The sequence below is a fragment of the Dickeya dadantii NCPPB 898 genome, assembly GCF_000406145.1.
GTDB lineage: Bacteria > Pseudomonadota > Gammaproteobacteria > Enterobacterales > Enterobacteriaceae > Dickeya > Dickeya dadantii.
In genome coordinates this window covers 3715508-3731826 of record NZ_CM001976.1, presented here as the reverse complement: position 1 = coordinate 3731826, position 16319 = coordinate 3715508, and the positions used below count along the sequence as shown (strand labels likewise).

Annotated in this window: 15 protein-coding genes; 3 read left to right on the top strand and 12 right to left on the bottom strand. The window is 60.3% G+C overall.

The genetic code is table 11. The features are described 5' to 3' along the window. Window positions 1-77 precede the first annotated feature (77 nt). From ygaH to DDA898_RS16785, 9 genes are all read right to left on the bottom strand, one after another. Window positions 78-419 carry an L-valine transporter subunit YgaH gene (ygaH, locus tag DDA898_RS16825; protein ID WP_013319203.1) on the bottom strand — a complete coding sequence of 114 codons (342 nt, stop codon included), beginning with the start codon at window positions 417-419 and terminating at the stop codon, window positions 78-80. Continuing rightward, the gene (locus DDA898_RS16820) at window positions 416-1177 is read right to left on the bottom strand and encodes an AzlC family ABC transporter permease (RefSeq protein ID WP_038902758.1); all 762 of its coding nucleotides are present in this window, start codon (window positions 1175-1177) and stop codon (window positions 416-418) included. Before DDA898_RS16820 ends, ygaH begins: the two co-directional genes overlap by 4 nt. A 99-nt stretch (window positions 1178-1276) precedes the next feature. Continuing rightward, window positions 1277-2482, bottom strand: a complete 1206-nt coding sequence (locus tag DDA898_RS16815) for an MFS transporter (protein ID WP_038911802.1) — start codon at window positions 2480-2482, stop codon at window positions 1277-1279. A gap of 316 nt (window positions 2483-2798) precedes the next feature. After that, complete coding sequence (gene proX, locus DDA898_RS16810; protein ID WP_038911801.1) at window positions 2799-3797, bottom strand: glycine betaine/L-proline ABC transporter substrate-binding protein ProX; 999 nt, start codon at window positions 3795-3797, stop codon at window positions 2799-2801. Window positions 3798-3918: 121 nt separating this feature from the next. After that, window positions 3919-5136, bottom strand: a complete 1218-nt coding sequence (proW, locus tag DDA898_RS16805) for a glycine betaine/L-proline ABC transporter permease ProW (protein ID WP_038911800.1) — start codon at window positions 5134-5136, stop codon at window positions 3919-3921. After that, the gene (proV, locus tag DDA898_RS16800; protein ID WP_038911798.1) at window positions 5129-6331 is read right to left on the bottom strand and encodes a glycine betaine/L-proline ABC transporter ATP-binding protein ProV; all 1203 of its coding nucleotides are present in this window, start codon (window positions 6329-6331) and stop codon (window positions 5129-5131) included. Before proV ends, proW begins: the two co-directional genes overlap by 8 nt. 787 nt (window positions 6332-7118) lie before the next feature. Then, window positions 7119-7835, bottom strand: a complete 717-nt coding sequence (locus DDA898_RS16795) for a GntR family transcriptional regulator (RefSeq protein WP_038911797.1) — start codon at window positions 7833-7835, stop codon at window positions 7119-7121. 17 nt (window positions 7836-7852) lie between these two features. Further along, window positions 7853-9694: an allophanate hydrolase gene (atzF, locus tag DDA898_RS16790; RefSeq protein WP_201765868.1), complete on the bottom strand. Its 1842-nt coding sequence runs from the start codon at window positions 9692-9694 to the stop codon at window positions 7853-7855. Between the two features lie 210 nt (window positions 9695-9904). After that, entirely contained in the window at window positions 9905-11389 is a 1485-nt protein-coding gene (locus DDA898_RS16785; protein ID WP_042318526.1) for an NCS1 family nucleobase:cation symporter-1, read from the bottom strand. Window positions 11390-11541: 152 nt separating this feature from the next. Here DDA898_RS16785 and DDA898_RS16780 point away from each other — a divergent pair, with 152 nt between their 5' ends. The 3 genes from DDA898_RS16780 to puuE are packed head-to-tail and all read left to right on the top strand — an operon-like array spanning window position 11542 to window position 14021. Then, on the top strand, window positions 11542-12285 hold the full coding sequence (locus tag DDA898_RS16780) for a GntR family transcriptional regulator (protein ID WP_033112030.1): 744 nt from the start codon (window positions 11542-11544) through the stop codon (window positions 12283-12285). Continuing rightward, the gene (gene hpxA, locus DDA898_RS16775; RefSeq protein WP_038911795.1) at window positions 12282-13019 is read left to right on the top strand and encodes an allantoin racemase; all 738 of its coding nucleotides are present in this window, start codon (window positions 12282-12284) and stop codon (window positions 13017-13019) included. Before DDA898_RS16780 ends, hpxA begins: the two co-directional genes overlap by 4 nt. A gap of 54 nt (window positions 13020-13073) precedes the next feature. Further along, window positions 13074-14021 (top strand): allantoinase PuuE, encoded by a 948-nt coding sequence (gene puuE, locus DDA898_RS16770; protein WP_013319190.1) that lies wholly within the window; start codon window positions 13074-13076, stop codon window positions 14019-14021. A gap of 292 nt (window positions 14022-14313) precedes the next feature. On the opposite strand, the gene hpxZ is transcribed toward puuE, so the two are convergent. The 3 genes from hpxZ to hpxX are packed head-to-tail and all read right to left on the bottom strand — an operon-like array spanning window position 14314 to window position 16297. Continuing rightward, on the bottom strand, window positions 14314-14694 hold the full coding sequence (gene hpxZ / locus DDA898_RS16765) for an oxalurate catabolism protein HpxZ (RefSeq protein ID WP_013319189.1): 381 nt from the start codon (window positions 14692-14694) through the stop codon (window positions 14314-14316). Further along, the gene (locus DDA898_RS16760) at window positions 14691-16103 is read right to left on the bottom strand and encodes an AtzE family amidohydrolase (protein ID WP_038911794.1); all 1413 of its coding nucleotides are present in this window, start codon (window positions 16101-16103) and stop codon (window positions 14691-14693) included. Before DDA898_RS16760 ends, hpxZ begins: the two co-directional genes overlap by 4 nt. Further along, window positions 16100-16297, bottom strand: coding sequence for an oxalurate catabolism protein HpxX (gene hpxX, locus DDA898_RS16755; protein ID WP_013319187.1), 198 nt, complete (start codon window positions 16295-16297; stop codon window positions 16100-16102). Before hpxX ends, DDA898_RS16760 begins: the two co-directional genes overlap by 4 nt. Window positions 16298-16319: the final 22 nt, after the last annotated feature.

The window sequence follows — 16319 nt, the reverse complement described above, 5'->3', positions numbered from 1 at the left end:
TCGAAATATGTGCAGGTGGTACGGTCTGTTGCCGTTTATTGTCTTTTGGCTGTGCGAGTGACGTTGGCTGATTATGGTCAGGCCATCGTCTGAAACCATTTAAATACTATGCCGTAGCACAGCGCGCCCAGCAGCGTTGATAGTACGATGCTGCGGGTTTTGTAAAAACAAAGCGTCAGCAGGGCGAACCCCGCCAGCGTTGGTAACAGTCTTTCCGTGTGCTGCATGATATCCGGCAGGGTGGATACCACCAGCAGCGCACAAATCGACGCAATGCCGATGCTGTCGAGCAGCAGGGCGGTTCTGCCCCGCCGCAGGTTACCGGACGTCCGGCCTGCGCCCAACCGCAGCGGCAGGTATCGGAACAGGAAGTTAACTGTTCCCACCAGTAAACCAATCAATAATACTGAAGTATTCATCGCGTTTCTTCCTTTACTGATGCCGGTTGATACAGCGATGCCAGACAACCGCCGCCGATGCCGATCAGAATGGCGGCCGGGATGGACGATACCAGCAGTCCCAAACAGGCGCCGCCCAGCGCGGCGGCGACCACCAGGCTCTGACGGCGCCTGAACGACGCGAGCAGAAAACTCAGAAACAGCGCCGGCAGCATAAACGCCAGTGCGGCTTCGACCGCGGGGTAACCCTCCAGCGGACCGTTGCCGAATACAGCGCCGATCACGGTGCCGGCGACCCACGACAGCCAGGCGCTCAACGCTACCCCCAACATCCAGGGCTCGCTCCAGCGCCGGTTATCTCGCGCCAGCCGCGCCGTCGCGGCGGCGAACACTTCATCGGTCAGTCCGAATGCCCACCAGGCGGTCTTGCCGGTCGGCAATCGTTGCATAATGCGTCGCCGCAGCGACGGGCCGTACAGCACATGGCGCACGTCCATCGCCATCACGGTCAATGCCGCCACCCAGATAGACGCGCCTGCGCTCAGTAGCGCGGTGATGACGAATTGGCTGGCGCCGGCGTAAATGATGCAGGAAAGAAAGATGGCTTCCAGCGGCGTGAAACCCAGTTTGACGGCGTTCAGGCCAAAGGCGAACGCCACCGGTACATAACCGATGACGATAGGCAGGCTGTCAAACAGGCCGCTGGCAAACGAGGCGTCGGCCGTCGTGCGAGCATCAGCCTGGCTGGAAGAAACGGAATTCACGGTGTTTGGGCTCATCCACGAATTGAAAGAATATACTGGTTGAAAAAACAACATCATAGGCGTAAACCGCCGCCAGCGATAGCGTTTTACCGTCAGTCGGGCGGCGGCGGGGCGTCATCCGTGCGTCTCCGGTTGCGAAGATTCATGATGATGGTTTTGCCACCAGACCAGGAGTGCAAGCAGGCTTAGAGCGCCTCCGGCTCCCGATACTCCCAGCCAGCCGAAATGCTGGTAAGCATAGGCGGAAATCAGCGAGCCGAGGGCGCCGCCGATAAAATAGCTGGTCATGTAACCGGCGGTCAGACGGTTGCGCGCGTCCGGCAACATACGGTAAATCGCGCTCTGGTTGGTGACATGCAACCCCTGTACCGCCATATCCAGCGCCACGATGCCGATCAATAACGGTGCGATGGCGCTGACGCCGGCGGCGATCGGCAGCCAGGACAGCGCCAGCAGCAGCAACCCCGCCGTCGTGGAGAGCTTGGCTTTACCCTGATCCACCAGACGGCCGGCCCGGCTGGCGGACAAGGCACCGGCAGCGCCCGCCAGACCGAATAACCCGATCACGCCCTCGCTGTAGTGGTAAGGCGGAGCGGAGAGCAGGAATGCCATCGATGTCCACATGATGCTGAAATTAGAGAACGAGAGCGCGCCCAGAATCGCGCGGGTACGTAGCGGGCGAGAACTGCCGAACAGCTGGAAGATGGAGATCAGTAACTGTGGATAGTTAAGGTTGGTTGACGGATGATAGCGCGGCAGCGCGCGCCACATCAGCAACGCCATTCCCGTCATCAGCAGGCTGGCAACCCAGTACACCGTGCGCCAGTCCCCCAGCGACGCCAGCGCGCCGGCCAACGTGCGGGCCAGCAGGATCCCCAGCAGCAGGCCGCTCATGATCGTACCGACGACCTTGCCGCGGCTTTCCGGCGAGGCCAGCGTGGCGGCCAGCGGCACCAGAATCTGCGCCACGACCGAGAACAGGCCGGTAATGGCGGTGCCGGCCACCATCAGCCACAGCGACGGGGCGGAGGCGGTAATCAGCATGCCGCCTGCCGCCAGCAGGGTCATTCCGACTATCAAACCGCGGCGCTCGAAGCGGTCGCCCAGCGGCACCAGAAACATCAGGCCGCAGGCATAACCCAACTGGGCCGCCGTGACGATAAAACCGGCCTGATTAACCGACAGGCTGAATGCCTGGGCGATGGCGTCCAGCAACGGCTGGGCGTAATAGTTGCTGGCGACCGCCAGCCCGGTGGCGGCGGACATTAACAGCGTTAGCGCCGGGCTCAGGCCGGCCGTGGTGGTAGTAGATGCAGACATGCGAGAAATGTTAACTTAATGTTAAATCGGAATTATTAATTTAGTATTGAACAGTCACGTCAGAGAATCCAGCAATTTATCTTATAAATTTCCCTGAAAATAATCAGGAGTTTTATCAGCCAGACCGGAACAAGCCTATTATTCTCCGCCTCCAGCAAAGGGTAAGCGTTTACTTTCGAGACGGTAAAAAACCGATAAAGCCGGAACCCGATAACAATGAAAAACGGTGAGGGGAAAGCGAAGTCGATCCGAAACGCTGAGGAAGCAGCAGAGGATACCCCAGCGGGCATCCTCTGAGTTAACGCGGCGTAACGACTTACTTTGCTGCCGCGCGGGCGGTGTTAAGCCAGCCGTCAAACTGTGCCTGATGCGCGTTGATCCAGCCGTTGACGTGACGCTCGATATCCTGCTGAGACGCTTCACCCTGATGCATGCGCAGGTTCTGGGCGTTGATGTCGGCCAGCGGCAGTTTCATGATGGCGAACAGTTTGGCCGCTGCCGGGTTTTTTTCAGCCCAATCCTTGTTGGCGACGATGCGCATATTGTTGACCGGGAAACCGTAGTTGGCGCCATTAGGCAGCTTGGTGTCGGTGCCTTTCTGCTTGCCGGGCAGCGAGGAGAACGGCACCTGCAGCCACACCACGTCACGTCCCGGCACCAGCACATCACTTACCCAGTACGGTGTCCAGGTGAAGAATATGACCGATTTACCCTGCTTGTAGCGGGCGATGGTATCGGCGATTAGCGCCGCGTAGTTGCCCTGATTGTGGTTGACGGTGTCGCCCAGCCCGTAGGCCTGAATCTGGTGATTGATGACGCTGTCGCAGCCCCAGCCGGGGTTACAGCCGGTCAGGTCCGCCTTGCCGTCGCCGTTGGTATCGAACAGTTTCGCCAGTTTCGGGTCCTTGAGTTGATCCAGCCGGGTAATGTGGTAGCGTTCGGCGGTTTTCTTGTCGATCAGGTATCCCTGCGCCGCGCCCGAAACGTAGACTCCCTGACGGTAGAATTTGGCGTCGCCGCCGGCGGCCTGATACATGTCGTCGTGCAGCGGTTGCCAGTTGACGGCGGTGAAGGTGGCGTCGCCGTTGGCGATCGAGGTGTAACCGACGTTGTAGTCCACTTCGCTGGGCTTATCGACGGTATAACCCAGTTTTTCCAGCGCTTTGCTGACCAGCAGCGTTTGGAAGGTTTCTTCGGAGATAGTGCTTTGCACCGGTTTAACGGTGATGCCTTTGCCGGGAAGGTCGTCGGCGGCAAACAGGCCGGTACTCAGTACGGTAGTCAGGGCAAGCGTTGCCATGCTGATGTTACGCATACGGATAGTCCTCATATTGTCTTATTCAATAAGCAGTCGTGAACGACGCACAGACACCTGTGTCAGAGAGTGCGGCCAGCCGGCGCCGGCCGCAGGGTCAGGTGGTGCGGTCCGGGCGGTCTTAGGCCCGGGATTTGATGAAGGGGCGAGCCAGCAGCCCCAACGGACCGTGGTGGTACCAATGGCGGTTACCGCGGCTGCGGGCGTCACGCCCGAGCGACTGGGTCAGACGGTCCAGAATGATCGCCAGAATCACGATGCCGACCCCGCCGATGGACGCCAGCCCCATGTCGAGACGGCCGATACCGCGCAGCACCATCTGCCCCAGCCCGCCGACGGCGATCATCGAGGCGATCACCACCATCGATAGCGCCAGCATCAGCGTCTGGTTGATGCCGGCCATGATGGTGGGCATCGCCAGCGGTAACTGCACTTTGAACAGCATCTGGCGCGGGCTGGCGCCAAAGGATTGCGCCGCTTCCACCAGATCCGCCGGTACCTGACGGATACCGAGGATGGTCAGGCGAATAATCGGCGGCAGGGCGAAAATAATGGTTACCACCACGCCCGGCACGTTACCGATACCGAACAGCATCACGATCGGTATCAGATAGACGAAGGCCGGTGTAGTCTGCATGGCGTCCAGCAGCGGGCGCACAATACGGGCGGCGCGATCGCTGTGCGCCAGCCAGATCCCCAGCGGCAGGCCGATGATCACGCAGAAGAACAGCGCGGTCAGCACCAGCGCCAGCGTCACCATGGCCTGCGACCAGGCACCGATGGCGCCGATAGCCACGAGCGACAGCAGCGTCGCTACGCCCATGCCGAAGCTGGACACCTGCCAGGCCAGCAGCGAGAACACCAGAATGGCGACCGGCGCGGGCAGGCCGGTCAGCAGTTGCTGAAAACTGGTAAGAATCATATCGACCGGTACGCGAATGCCCTGAAACAGCGGGCGAAAGTGCAGCACCAGCCAGTCGATGCCTTCGGTCACCCAACGGTCGAGAGGCACCAGCGTATGGCGGAACGGATCCATCAGGTTGAAATGCTCTTGTGTCGGCGTCGGCGTGCTGTTCAGCCAGTCGGCTGCGCTCTGGTGTACGTCGCTGGCGGCGGGCGGCGGCGCATTGCTCCAGGCGTCGGCGGCGTTGCCCGATGCCGGCGTGTTGCCGGCCGGCGCTGATGATGACGCCGCCCAGGGGTCAGTCTGCGCCGGGGTGCCGGATGAGCCTGCGGCGACGGCATGTTCGCCCGATGTGGCGGCATGGCTGTGGTTAGCGGCCGCGGCCTGATCCGGCGCTTGATCCTCTTCCCAGGGGTTTTGTGTGGTATCAGTCATTCAGCGTACTCTCCTTATCCAGCGCCTGCAGCAGCATCCCTTTGGAGATAATGCCGAGATATTCATGGTTTTCGTCCACAACAGGTACCGCGCAGGGAGCTTGCGCCACCTGGGATATCAGCTCGTTGAGCGGCATGCTCGCGGGGACCGGCGCCGGGGCGGGCAGTAATGCCTGCTCCAGCGGCTGCTGCCCGCGCAGCGCCTGTTTGAGGGAATCGATGGAGACTACGCCGATGAACTTGCGCCCCCGCTCCAGCACATACCCGTACTCGCGATCCTCCTCTTGCAGGATCCTGAGCGCGGATCGCGGGCCGACGCCCGGCGTTTTGCGGATCACCGCCACCGGGCGTCGGCGGGCGATGTCTTTGGCGGTGAACACGTGGCTGATATCCACACCGCGGAAGAAGGTACGTACATAATCGTTAGCCGGGTTATTGAGAATCTCATCCGGCGTGCCGACCTGAATCACTTCGCCGCTGTGCATGATGGCAATGCGATCGCCGATGCGCATCGCTTCATCCAGGTCGTGCGATATGAACACAATGGTGCGTTGCTGACGCGCCTGCAGCTTGACCAACTCATCCTGCATCTCGGTGCGGATCAGCGGGTCGAGCGCTGAAAACGCTTCGTCCATCAGCAGGATGTCGGGGTCGTTGGCCAGCGCGCGGGCCAGGCCGACACGCTGGCGCATCCCGCCTGATAGCTCGTCTGGGTAGGCGTGGGCGTAGGTTTCCAGGCCGACCTGCTGCAGCGCGTTCAGCGCTTTCTGTTCGCGTTCCGCGCGAGGCACCCCGGCCAGATCCATGCCGAATGCGGTGTTGTCGAGAATATTCAGGTGAGGCATCAGCGCGAAAGACTGAAACACCATGCTGATCTGCTTACGACGAACCGCACGCAGCGCGCCGTCCGGCAGGCGAGAGATATCTTCGCCGTCGATCAGCACCTGACCACGGGTAGGTTCTATCAGGCGATTGAGAAGGCGTACCAGGGTGGATTTGCCGGAACCGGACAACCCCATGATCACAAAAATCTCGCCTTCTTCAATGGCCAGACTGGCGTCTTTTACCCCCACCGTCAGACCGGTTTTCTCAAAAATCTGATCCTTGCTCAGTCCCTGTTCCAATAGCCTGAATGCGCGTTCGGGGTGCTCACCGAATATTTTATACAGATGCGTTACTTCAAGTTTAATTGCCATGTAATTAAGGTTTTCCTGTGTGGTTTAATTGTTTTTTCTCGCTGCCTCATGGTGAATAAAACTTTTTATACCCTACCATAAACCGACGGTCTGACAACCCTGTGATGGCAATTAATGCGCATTTTTGGAATTGTTTGTCGGTGTTTTTCTGAGTGGATTCTTTTTTTTGTGAAAAGTGAAAGAGGATTTTTCCATGCGTAAAATTATTTATTTTTTATTTATTTTCATTCGGTTGGAATGTTTTGTTTTTTTGGGGTTTTATTGGTTTGTGAGAATGAATTTTCACAGTAAAAACAATGTTTTTTATGCGATTAATGCGGGATTTGGTAATGGTGAGATTTAATGAAAAATTCATATGAATTGAACGAGCGTGATAATCGGAAATAGGTTTGTTTTATGGTGTGGTTCACGGCGATGAAATGACGGCTAAACAGGGAAATAGTTGGATTCCGTCGGTGATTTGGGGCGGGATAATGTGGTATGCAGCGCCGCGATATTCCGATCAAATAATCGGATGATTCTGAGTGCTTGTGTGCTGAATAATTCAGTCTGCGGGACGATTCAATCAAGGCATTTCCGGTCGCAGGCATCTATCTGCGGCAATTAATTAACGGCAATCAGTCAGCGGAGTTAGTGGGTTTAGTGGATAACGTTAAGCGAGAGCCGCCAGCGTCACCATGGCCCAACGTGTGACGGATATGAAGATAGCGTGTGACGGGATATTGAGGCAGACGATAAGCCGCAGAAGCCAGGCGATACTGCCGGAATCGGACCGGCAGTGCGGGTATCAAATCGCGGCCTGATTTCTGGCTTGCTGCAACAGATGCAGGGTAATGTTGCGAACCTCGGCTTTGCTGCCGGCGATATGTTCGGCAAGCAACCGGCAGGCTTGCTCACTATCCTGAGCGAGGATGGCTTGCAGGATAACGGCATGCTCCTGATAGGTGGCCTGAATGCGATCCTGACGGGTGAAATCCAGCCGGCGGATAATGCGGATTTTTTCGGTGACGTCTCGATGCACGCGCGCCATTTCCCGGTTGCCGGCGGCCGCGACCAGCGCCAGATGAAAGGCTTCATCCTGCCGGGAAACCTGCTGGCCGTCATCCTGCCGTGGTTCGTCTATCCAGTATTGATACAACGGCTGGAGCAGTGCGGCGCAGGAATCAGACGGCAGCAGGCACAGCCGCTGCACCGCTTCCCGCTCCAGTACGATGCGCAGGTCGTACAGTTCTTCAAAGTAAGCGAAATCGAACGGTTTAACCTGCCAGCCGCTGCGGTAGTACACGCTCACAAACCCTTCGGTTTCCAGCCGGAACAGCGCCTGGCGGATCGGCGTGCGGCTGACCGACAGGCGTTCCGCCAGTTCGTTTTCGGTGAAGCGATCTCCCGGCAGCAACCGAAAATCGAAAATATCCTGCTTGAGCCGTTGGTAAACCTGTTCCGCCAGTACCGGTGGTTTGTTTTTGTGACGTGCTTTCCGGTCGTCGGGCGCAGCGAATTGCATCTGGTTTCCTCCCGTTGTCAGGCTGGAGAGTGTTGGGTTACAAAGGCGCGCCAGCCGCCGAATTCGGTAATGTCCCGCGCGGCGTTAAGCGCCGCCGGTTCACAGATGAAGCCTTTGACCTGACGGCCATCCGCCAGCGTCAGCGTGCCGATGCCGAGCGGCGCCGGGACTTCCGCCACCAACTCGCCGAAGCGCGCCAGCGGAATATCCCACAGCTCCACGGTAATCGGCTGTCCCTGACCCGTTTTGACCAGTCCGGGCTTAGGCGGTTGGGTATTCGCCAGCGCGTACAGGCGATAGTCGGCTGATGTGGTGGTGTCTTCCACTTTGACGGCGTGGCGGGTCAGCAACTGAAAATTGAGCGGCATTCCACTTAAGTGAGCGCCTACTACGGCGAGTCGCACATGATGGGGAGAGGCCGTTTCCTGGAGCGGAACCGGCGGCAGGGTCTTGCCGGTAGCGCCCAGCGGCAGCGCCGTGGCTGACTGCCAACGTTGGCCGAACGCCGCCAGCGCGGCGTCATGCCAGGCTGGCGCAATCAGCGTGATGCCGGCGGGCAGGCCATCGTCGCGAAATGACACCGGCAGTGCCAGCCCGCACAAATCCGCCAGATTGGTGAAGTTGGTGTAGAAGCCGAACTGTGAGTTGTAGGCCACCGGCTGCTGCTTCATCTCTTCCAGCGTATGAATGGTGGGCGCGGTGGGTACCACCAGCGCGTCAAATCCGCTTAACCGGGCGGCAATTTGCCGGGCCAGCTCCGCGCGCAGGTATTCCGCTTCAAACACCTCGCAAGCGCTGTAATCGGCGCCTTTGGCGATGATGCCGCGTACGGTCGGGTCCATCGCCTCCGGCTGCTCATACAGCAACTGGCCGACTGCCACGGTGCGTTCCGCTACCCACGGCCCTTCATATAATTGACGCGCCAGCTGTGCGAACGGGCTGAAATCCAGCGGTTCCAGCGTCGCGCCGATTGACTGCAAATGCGACAGCGCCTGCTGAAACGCCTGCTCCGCCTGTCGATCGCCAAAGAATTCCAGTGGATGCGGCACCGCCAGACGTAGCCAGGCCGACATCGTCGCTGGCGTGGTGCGGGGATGATGGCGCGAATAGGCGTCGCGTTCGTCATAGCCGCCCGCCAGCGTGGCGACGAACCAGGCGTCCTGCACCGTCAAGGCGAACACCGACACGCAGTCGTTCAGGCGACAGGCCGGCACCACCCCCTGCGTCGACAGCCAGCCCTTGGTGGGTTTCAGTCCGACGATGTTATTGAAGCCGGCCGGAACGCGGCCGGAGCCGGCGGTATCGGTGCCCAGCGCGAACGGCACCAGCCCGCGCGCCACGGCTGAGGCTGAGCCGGAACTGGAGCCGCCGCTGACATATTCCGGATTAAAGCTGTTGGCAACCGCGCCAAACGGTGAGCGGGTGCCCACCAACCCGGTGGCGAATTGGTCAAGGTTGGTTTTGCCGAGCACGATGGCGCCGGCGGCCTTCAGGCGCGCGACCACGGTGGCGTCTTGCGCCGCGGTGTAAGTAAACGCCGGACAGGCGGCGCTGGTGGGCCAGCCGGCGACATCAATGTTGTCTTTGACCGCGAACGGAATGCCGAAAAGCGGCAGGCATTGGGCGTCAGGCTGGCTGAGCAGGTGGGCGATCTGCTCGCTCAGTTGGGCTTCGTCGGGCAGATAAATCCACGCCGGGTCGTCAGCGCGCAGCGATCTCCAGACGGTCAGCAGGGTTTCAGTCACCCGGTCCGGGTGCTGCTGGTAGTGGCGCTGCCACTGAGGCAGCGTGAAGCCGGTATAAGCAGTCTGTGATGTCATAAATGCATTCCAGTTGGTATACAAGATGGAATGCAACATTCAAACCCTGTGCCAGTTTTTCAATCTACTGTTTCTGCTTTATTTTTTATGGAAGGTGCTCCGGCCGGTAAAGGAAAATGCACCGTGTCGGCACAGCCGGACCCGGTGCGCGATCGAAAGCGGGGCGCCCTGATGGAGTGAAAACCAAAACGAGGGGGCAAAAAAACGGATCGAAAAAAACGGATCGCGACGCCGCGATCCGGGAGCGGTTTATTCTTTACCCAGCACCAGACCCGACAGCCCGGTCGCGGCCGGCGTGACGGCTTTTTCCCGACGAGCCAGATAACGGTAGCTGCCGGCGCCCAGCGCCACGCCGATAAACCAACTGAAATTGGCGACTTCATGCCAGTCCGGCACGAAGCTTATTACCAGCCCGATAGCCACCGACGGCAGCAGCGCCAGCACCGCGTTCGGGTTGATGCCGTTGCGGTACCAGTAGCGTCCGCTGGGGGTATCGTTGAACAGCGCGTCCACATCCACCTTGCCGCCTTTGATCAGGTAGAAATCCGCCAGCAGGATGCCGAACAGCGGGCCGATGAACGCGCCCAGCACGTCGAGCGTGTAGTGGATCAATTCCGGTGAGTTGAACAGGTTCCACGGGGTGAGCAGCACCGAACCGACCGCGGCGATCATCCCGCCGGTGCGGAAACTGATGCGCTGCGGCGCGCAGTTGGAGAAATCGAACGCCGGAGAAACGAAGTTGGCGACAATGTTGATGCCGATGGTGGCGACGATCATGGTCAGCAGGCCCAGCGCCACCGCCACGCTGTTGCCGACGCGGCTGACGGTTTCGATCGGGTCGGTGATCATCTGGCCGAACAGCGACTGAGTACCAGAGACGATCACCACCGTGACGATGGAGAACAGCAGGAAGTTGAACGGCAAGCCCCAGCGGTTGCCGCGGCGGATTTCCTGCATGCTTTTAGCGTAGCGGGAGAAGTCGCCGAAGTTGAGCAACGGGCCGGAGAAGTAGGACACCACCAGCGCCGTGGCGGTGATCATCTGCCAAACCTGCTCGCCGCTGCTGAGGGATTTGCTGCCCAGCGTGAAGGAGATATTCTCCAGTCCGGTTTTGTATACAATCCACCCGGCCAGCGCCAGCATCACCACGTAGACCGCCGGGCCGGCGATATCAATAAAGCGCTTAATGGCGCTCATGCCGTGCCAGAACACCATCGCCTGCAACAGCCACATCACGCCGAAGCACAGCCAGCCCAGCGTCGACAGGCCGAGCCAGTGGCTGGTGGTCAGCGGGGTGAGCGACGGCACGAATTTCAACAGCACCAGCATCAGCGCGCTGGCGGCCAGATAGGTCTGGATACCGTACCAGGCGAACGCGATCAACCCGCGGATCACCGCCGGAATGTTGGCGCCGAACACGCCGAAGGACTGACGGCACATCACCGCATAGGGTACGCCGCTGAGCTGGCTGGGTTTGGCCACCAGATTGGCGCACAGTTGCACGATGCAGATACCCGCCAGCAGGCACAACAGCACCTGCCAGCTAGCCAGGCCCAGCGTAAAGAAGCTGGCCGCCACCACGTAACCGCCCATGCTGTGTACATCCGACATCCAGAATGAAAAGATGTTGTACCAGGACCAGCTTTGCACACGCGTCGGGGCCAAATCTTCATTGCACAGTCTCGGGCTGTAATGCGCCGGGGTGGTTCCGGCTGGCGTCATGTTTTCTGGCATGGAATCTGCTCCTTTTTGATGACGAATAAATAAAGGTAAAAAAATCAGGCAAGAGGGTGTTGCAGGATTTGGGCCAGATCGGTGAATTTTGTATACAATAAATTTATTTTGTGTGTACGATTTGGCGATGGACGTGATGACGGAAGAAACCGATGAGCGATATGTACGGTGTTGGAAAAGAGACATTTTTCGAGCAAAAAGATGAAGTTATCTATCAAGCGTTGCTAAACGCGATCGTCGAGCATCAATTGCTGCCCGGCGCCCGCCTGCCGGAGGAAGCGCTGGCGGAGGTGTTCGGCGTCAGCCGTACCGGGATCCGCAAGGTGCTACAGCGTTTGGCGACGGTGCAAATGGTCACGCTGTTGCCCAAACGTGGTGCACAGGTAGCGACGCCGACGGTAGAAGAAGCACGCGAGATTTTTCAGACCCGCAGCCTGATGGAGTGCGCCAACCTGCCCGTGGTGATCGCGCACTGTCAGCCGCCGCACCTGGCGGCGCTGGAGACGCTGATGGCGGCGGAAGAGAAAGCGCATCAGGATCGCAACGGACCGGAAGCGATCCGCCTGTCGGCCGCATTCCATATACAGTTGCAGGCGATTTCCGGCAACAGCGTGCTGACCGGCATGGTGTCGCAACTGACGCTGAGATCGTCGCTGGCGATCGCCGCCTACGGCGCGCCCTGGCAACAGGGCTGCCGCTGCCACGACCACCACGATTTGCTGACGCTGCTGCGCAACCGGGATCTGGCGGCGTTAACCACCGCCATGCAGCAGCATTTCGACGACATCGTCGCCAGCCTGCGTTTTGACGGCGACGGCGCGGCCACGCCGGATTTTTCGCGGTTGTTCAGCCATCTGAAGCCGCTCGGTCGGAGTAACGAGGAGCAAGCCGAATGAGCCGATGCGTGATTCAGGTGATCAACCCCAACACTAGCCTGGCGATGACCGAAACCATCGGTGAGGCGGCGCGGCGAGCGGCGGCGTCCGGCACCGACATTCTGGCGGTATGCCCGTCGCAGGGTGTGCCGTCGATCGAAGGGCATTTTGACGAAGCGGTAGCGGCTATCGGGGTACTGGAGCAGGTTCGGCTGGGCCGCGAGCAGGGCGTCAGCGGCCATGTCATCGCCTGCTTTGGCGACCCCGGTCTGCTGGCGGCGCGAGAGCTGGCGTGTGCGCCGGTGGTGGGCATTGCCGAAGCGGCGATGCACCTGGCGACGCTGGTGGCGACACGCTTTTCCATCGTCACCACGCTACCGCGCACGCTGATCATCGCCCGTCACCTGTTGCAGCGTTACGGCTTTGAACATCACTGCGCCGCGCTGCACGCTATCGACCTGCCGGTGTTGGCGCTGGAAGACGGTCAGGGGCTGGCGCAGCACAAGGTGCGGGAAATGTGTATACAGGCGAAGCGGCAGGATGGATCCGGCGCCATTGTGCTTGGCTGCGGCGGTATGGCCGATTTGGCGCAGGCGTTGACGCAGGAGCTGGGAATTCCGGTTATCGACGGCGTGGGCGCGGCGGTGAAAATGGTGGAGTCGCTGGTTGGGTTGGGGCTGACTACCAGCAAACACGGCGATCTTGACTATCCGTTGGACAAACCGTTGACCGGCGCATTCGGAACGTTGCGTTAATCGGCGGCGTGTAACGCCGTACCGTGGCGGTCATATCAATTCAGGAAAGAAATCATGACACTCTCTCAGCAATGGGGTTCAGACCCTGACTACCCGCGCGACCTGATAGGCTATGCCGGTAAGCCGCCGCACGCCCGCTGGCCCGGACAGGCGCGTATCGCGGTGCAGTTTGTGCTCAATTACGAAGAAGGGGCAGAAAACCATGTGCTGCACGGCGACGCCGGTTCCGAGCAGTTTCTGTCCGATATTATCGGCGCCGCCAGCTACCCGGCGCGGCACATGTCGATGGATTCGCTCTATGAATACGGTTCCCGCGCCGGTTTCTGGCGTATTCATCAGGAATTTCAGCGCCGCGGCTTGCCGCTGACGGTGTTCGGCGTGGCGATGGCGCTGGCGCGCAACCCGGCGGTGGTCGAAGCCATCAGAGCGGCGGACTATGACGTGGTCAGCCACGGCTGGCGCTGGATTCACTACCAGAATATGGATATCGACACCGAGCGCGCGCATTTGCAACAGGCGATTGCGGCGCACACGGAATTGTTCGGCCAGCCGCCGCTGGGTTGGTACACCGGGCGCGACAGCCCCCACACCCGGCAACTGGTGCTGGAGCAGGGCGGTTTCCTGTACGACAGCGACTACTACGGCGACGATCTGCCCTTCTGGCTGCCGGTGCGGCAAGTGGACGGCGGGGTGCGGCCGCACCTGATCGTTCCCTATACGCTGGATGCTAACGACATGCGCTTTGCCTCACCGCAGGGGTTCAACAGCGGCGAACAGTTTTTCAGCTATCTGAAGGACAGCTTTGACGTGCTGTACGCCGAAGGGGATGAGGCGCCGAAAATGATGTCTATCGGCATGCACTGTCGCCTGCTGGGGCGGCCGGGGCGTTTCCGGGCGTTGCAGCGTTTCCTTGATTACATCCAGCAGCACGAGCGGGTGTGGGTTTGTCGCCGTCAGGATATCGCCGAACACTGGTATCGGACGCATCCATATCCGGCCTGAGGCGATAGATACGTATAGAGACGATAGAGACGATAGAGACGCTACTAATAGTAGATAGTAGCGATGGCGCGTTTACCGCTTTCAGCCAATATCGTTTTATCTACCGTCTGTTTTCGCCAGACAATCTCCCTGCCGGACAATGTCACCGATAGATTTCATTGTCCGGCTTCTTTGTGTTTCACGATACCTGCGGGTGTTATTACTTGCCGGGATGCTCGCCGCCGCGACAGCCTCCCGTTAGCGCATCCGGATAGCCGGTAAAACACATACCGGCTATCCGCGGTTCCGTTCGTTACACCATCAGGCTCACATGAGCCGCCACGATCCGCCAGCCTTGTTCGGTACGCAGCCAGGTTTGCATCTGACGACCGATTTTCTCGCTGCCTTCACGACGAAATTCGGTGCTGGCGACCGCCGTATCGCGGCCGTAGGTGGTGATCACCGTGTTTTGCAACTGACGATCCAGCCCGGCCGACGGGCGGGCGGCGCGAAAAGCGCGGATCTGTTCAATGCCGTACAAGTTTTCCGAGGCGCCGTAGCGCACCGTGCGTTCGTCATGCCAGAACAGCGCGTCCAATACCTCGATGTCGTTGCCGGTCAGCGCCTTTTCGTAGCGGTAAAAGGCGGTGGTGACCTCGGCCAGCACGTCAGGCAGATTGATCTCGGGTGTCATACAGAAGCTCCTTGTGAATTAAGGGATGCGGGCGGCAAAACCCGGGCGATGCCGAGCTGTTCCAGGCGCCAGGCGGCGCGCAGCGCGACGTCTTCCCGCCACGGCGCGGCAATCAGTTGCACGCCAATCGGCAGGCCGCTGGCGGTCGCCAACGGCACCGTCACTACCGGCAGGCCGACGAACGAAATCGGCTGGGTCAGCATACCCATGCTGGCGCGGATCGGTAAATCGGTGTGGTTGATACGCATGGTGTCCTGACCGATCGATGTCGCCGGGCACGGCGTGGCCGGGGCGATCAACAGATCGGTATCGGCGAACAGCACCAGCACGTCGCGGCGGAAATGATCGCGGAAACGCTGCGCCTGCACGTACCAGGCGGCCGGGATCATCGCCCCGGCCAGCAGCCGTTCGCGGGAGAGCGGTTCAAACAGACCCGGCGTGGCGCGCAGCGCGGGCAGATACTGGTTGCCGCCTTCGCTGGCGGAAACAATAAACGCCGCCGTGCGCGCCAGCGCGGCGTTGTCCAGCACCGCGTCGTCATCGGCTTGCAGGGCGGTGGCCACCTGTTGCACGGCGGCGGCGGCCTGTTCATCGCACCACTGCGCGAAGTAGCCGCCCAGCACCCGGCTGCGCAGCGGCGCCTCGTTCGCCAGCGAGGCGACGGTTGATCGCAACGGTTGATCCGCCTGGAACCGATCCGCCGGATCGAGCCCCAGCAGCGCGTCATACACCCGCGCCAGATCGTCGGCGCTGCGCGCCAGCGGGCCGATGTGATCGAGACTGCCGACAAACGGCTGGGTGCCGTGGCGCGACAGGCGTCCGAAGGTGGGTTTCAACCCAAAGATGCCGCACAGCGAAGCGGGGACGCGGATCGAACCGTTGGTGTCGCTGCCGAGCGAGAAATTCACCAGCCCGGCCGCCACCGCCGCAGCCGAGCCGCCGGAGGAGCCGCCGGCGATGCGCGTCAGATCGTGCGGGTTGCGGGTGGCGCCGTAGTGGCTGTTTTCGGTGGTAAAACCGTAGGCGTAAGCATCCATGTTCAGCAACCCGGACAGCAGCGCGCCGCTGGACCGCAACTGGCGCACCGCAAATGCGTCCTGAGCGGCCGGCGCGCGCTGGCTGAACAGTCTGGCGCCGGCCAGCGTGGTTTCGCCGGCGACGTCAAACAGGTTTTTCACCGCGTAGGGCACCGCCGCCAGCGCGGGCAGCGTTTCTCCCTGACGACGCTTGCGGTCGATGTCGGCGGCTTCCGCCTGCATACGCTGCGCCGTGACGCCGGTATACGCGTTGATCGCCGGATTGTCGTTTTCGATGCGCGCCAGCGTGTCGCGGGCGATATCGGCGGCGGAAAGGTGGCCGGCCGCCAGCTCGGCCTGCAACGCACGGATGGACAGCTGAGCGGGGTTCATGGCCGGTATACCCCCGCCACTTCCTGACGTTCGTCCAGCGGGAACGCCATCAGCGGCTGCGCCATCGCGGCGATGCGTGTGAATTGTACATGCAGTTCCTGGCGACGGGCATCATCCAGATCCAGTTGCAACAGAATTTCCATCTGTTGCAGGTACGCGGCCAGCGCGTCCTGATCGATATCCCTATGTTCCATAAGTGAAGACCTTATCGGGGTG

What these genes read in the sequence shown, in the direction of transcription:
- ygaH (WP_013319203.1), bottom strand. Translation starts at nt 419, where the DNA reads ATGAATACTTCAGTATTATTGATTGGTTTACTGGTGGGAACAGTTAAC.
- DDA898_RS16820 (WP_038902758.1), bottom strand. Translation starts at nt 1,177, where the DNA reads ATGAGCCCAAACACCGTGAATTCCGTTTCTTCCAGCCAGGCTGATGCT.
- DDA898_RS16815 (WP_038911802.1), bottom strand. Translation starts at nt 2,482, where the DNA reads ATGTCTGCATCTACTACCACCACGGCCGGCCTGAGCCCGGCGCTAACG.
- proX (WP_038911801.1), bottom strand. Translation starts at nt 3,797, where the DNA reads ATGCGTAACATCAGCATGGCAACGCTTGCCCTGACTACCGTACTGAGT.
- proW (WP_038911800.1), bottom strand. Translation starts at nt 5,136, where the DNA reads ATGACTGATACCACACAAAACCCCTGGGAAGAGGATCAAGCGCCGGAT.
- proV (WP_038911798.1), bottom strand. Translation starts at nt 6,331, where the DNA reads ATGGCAATTAAACTTGAAGTAACGCATCTGTATAAAATATTCGGTGAG.
- DDA898_RS16795 (WP_038911797.1), bottom strand. Translation starts at nt 7,835, where the DNA reads ATGCAATTCGCTGCGCCCGACGACCGGAAAGCACGTCACAAAAACAAA.
- atzF (WP_201765868.1), bottom strand. Translation starts at nt 9,694, where the DNA reads ATGTTGCATTCCATCTTGTATACCAACTGGAATGCATTTATGACATCA.
- DDA898_RS16785 (WP_042318526.1), bottom strand. Translation starts at nt 11,389, where the DNA reads ATGCCAGAAAACATGACGCCAGCCGGAACCACCCCGGCGCATTACAGC.
- DDA898_RS16780 (WP_033112030.1), top strand. Translation starts at nt 11,542, where the DNA reads ATGAGCGATATGTACGGTGTTGGAAAAGAGACATTTTTCGAGCAAAAA.
- hpxA (WP_038911795.1), top strand. Translation starts at nt 12,282, where the DNA reads ATGAGCCGATGCGTGATTCAGGTGATCAACCCCAACACTAGCCTGGCG.
- puuE (WP_013319190.1), top strand. Translation starts at nt 13,074, where the DNA reads ATGACACTCTCTCAGCAATGGGGTTCAGACCCTGACTACCCGCGCGAC.
- hpxZ (WP_013319189.1), bottom strand. Translation starts at nt 14,694, where the DNA reads ATGACACCCGAGATCAATCTGCCTGACGTGCTGGCCGAGGTCACCACC.
- DDA898_RS16760 (WP_038911794.1), bottom strand. Translation starts at nt 16,103, where the DNA reads ATGAACCCCGCTCAGCTGTCCATCCGTGCGTTGCAGGCCGAGCTGGCG.
- hpxX (WP_013319187.1), bottom strand. Translation starts at nt 16,297, where the DNA reads ATGGAACATAGGGATATCGATCAGGACGCGCTGGCCGCGTACCTGCAA.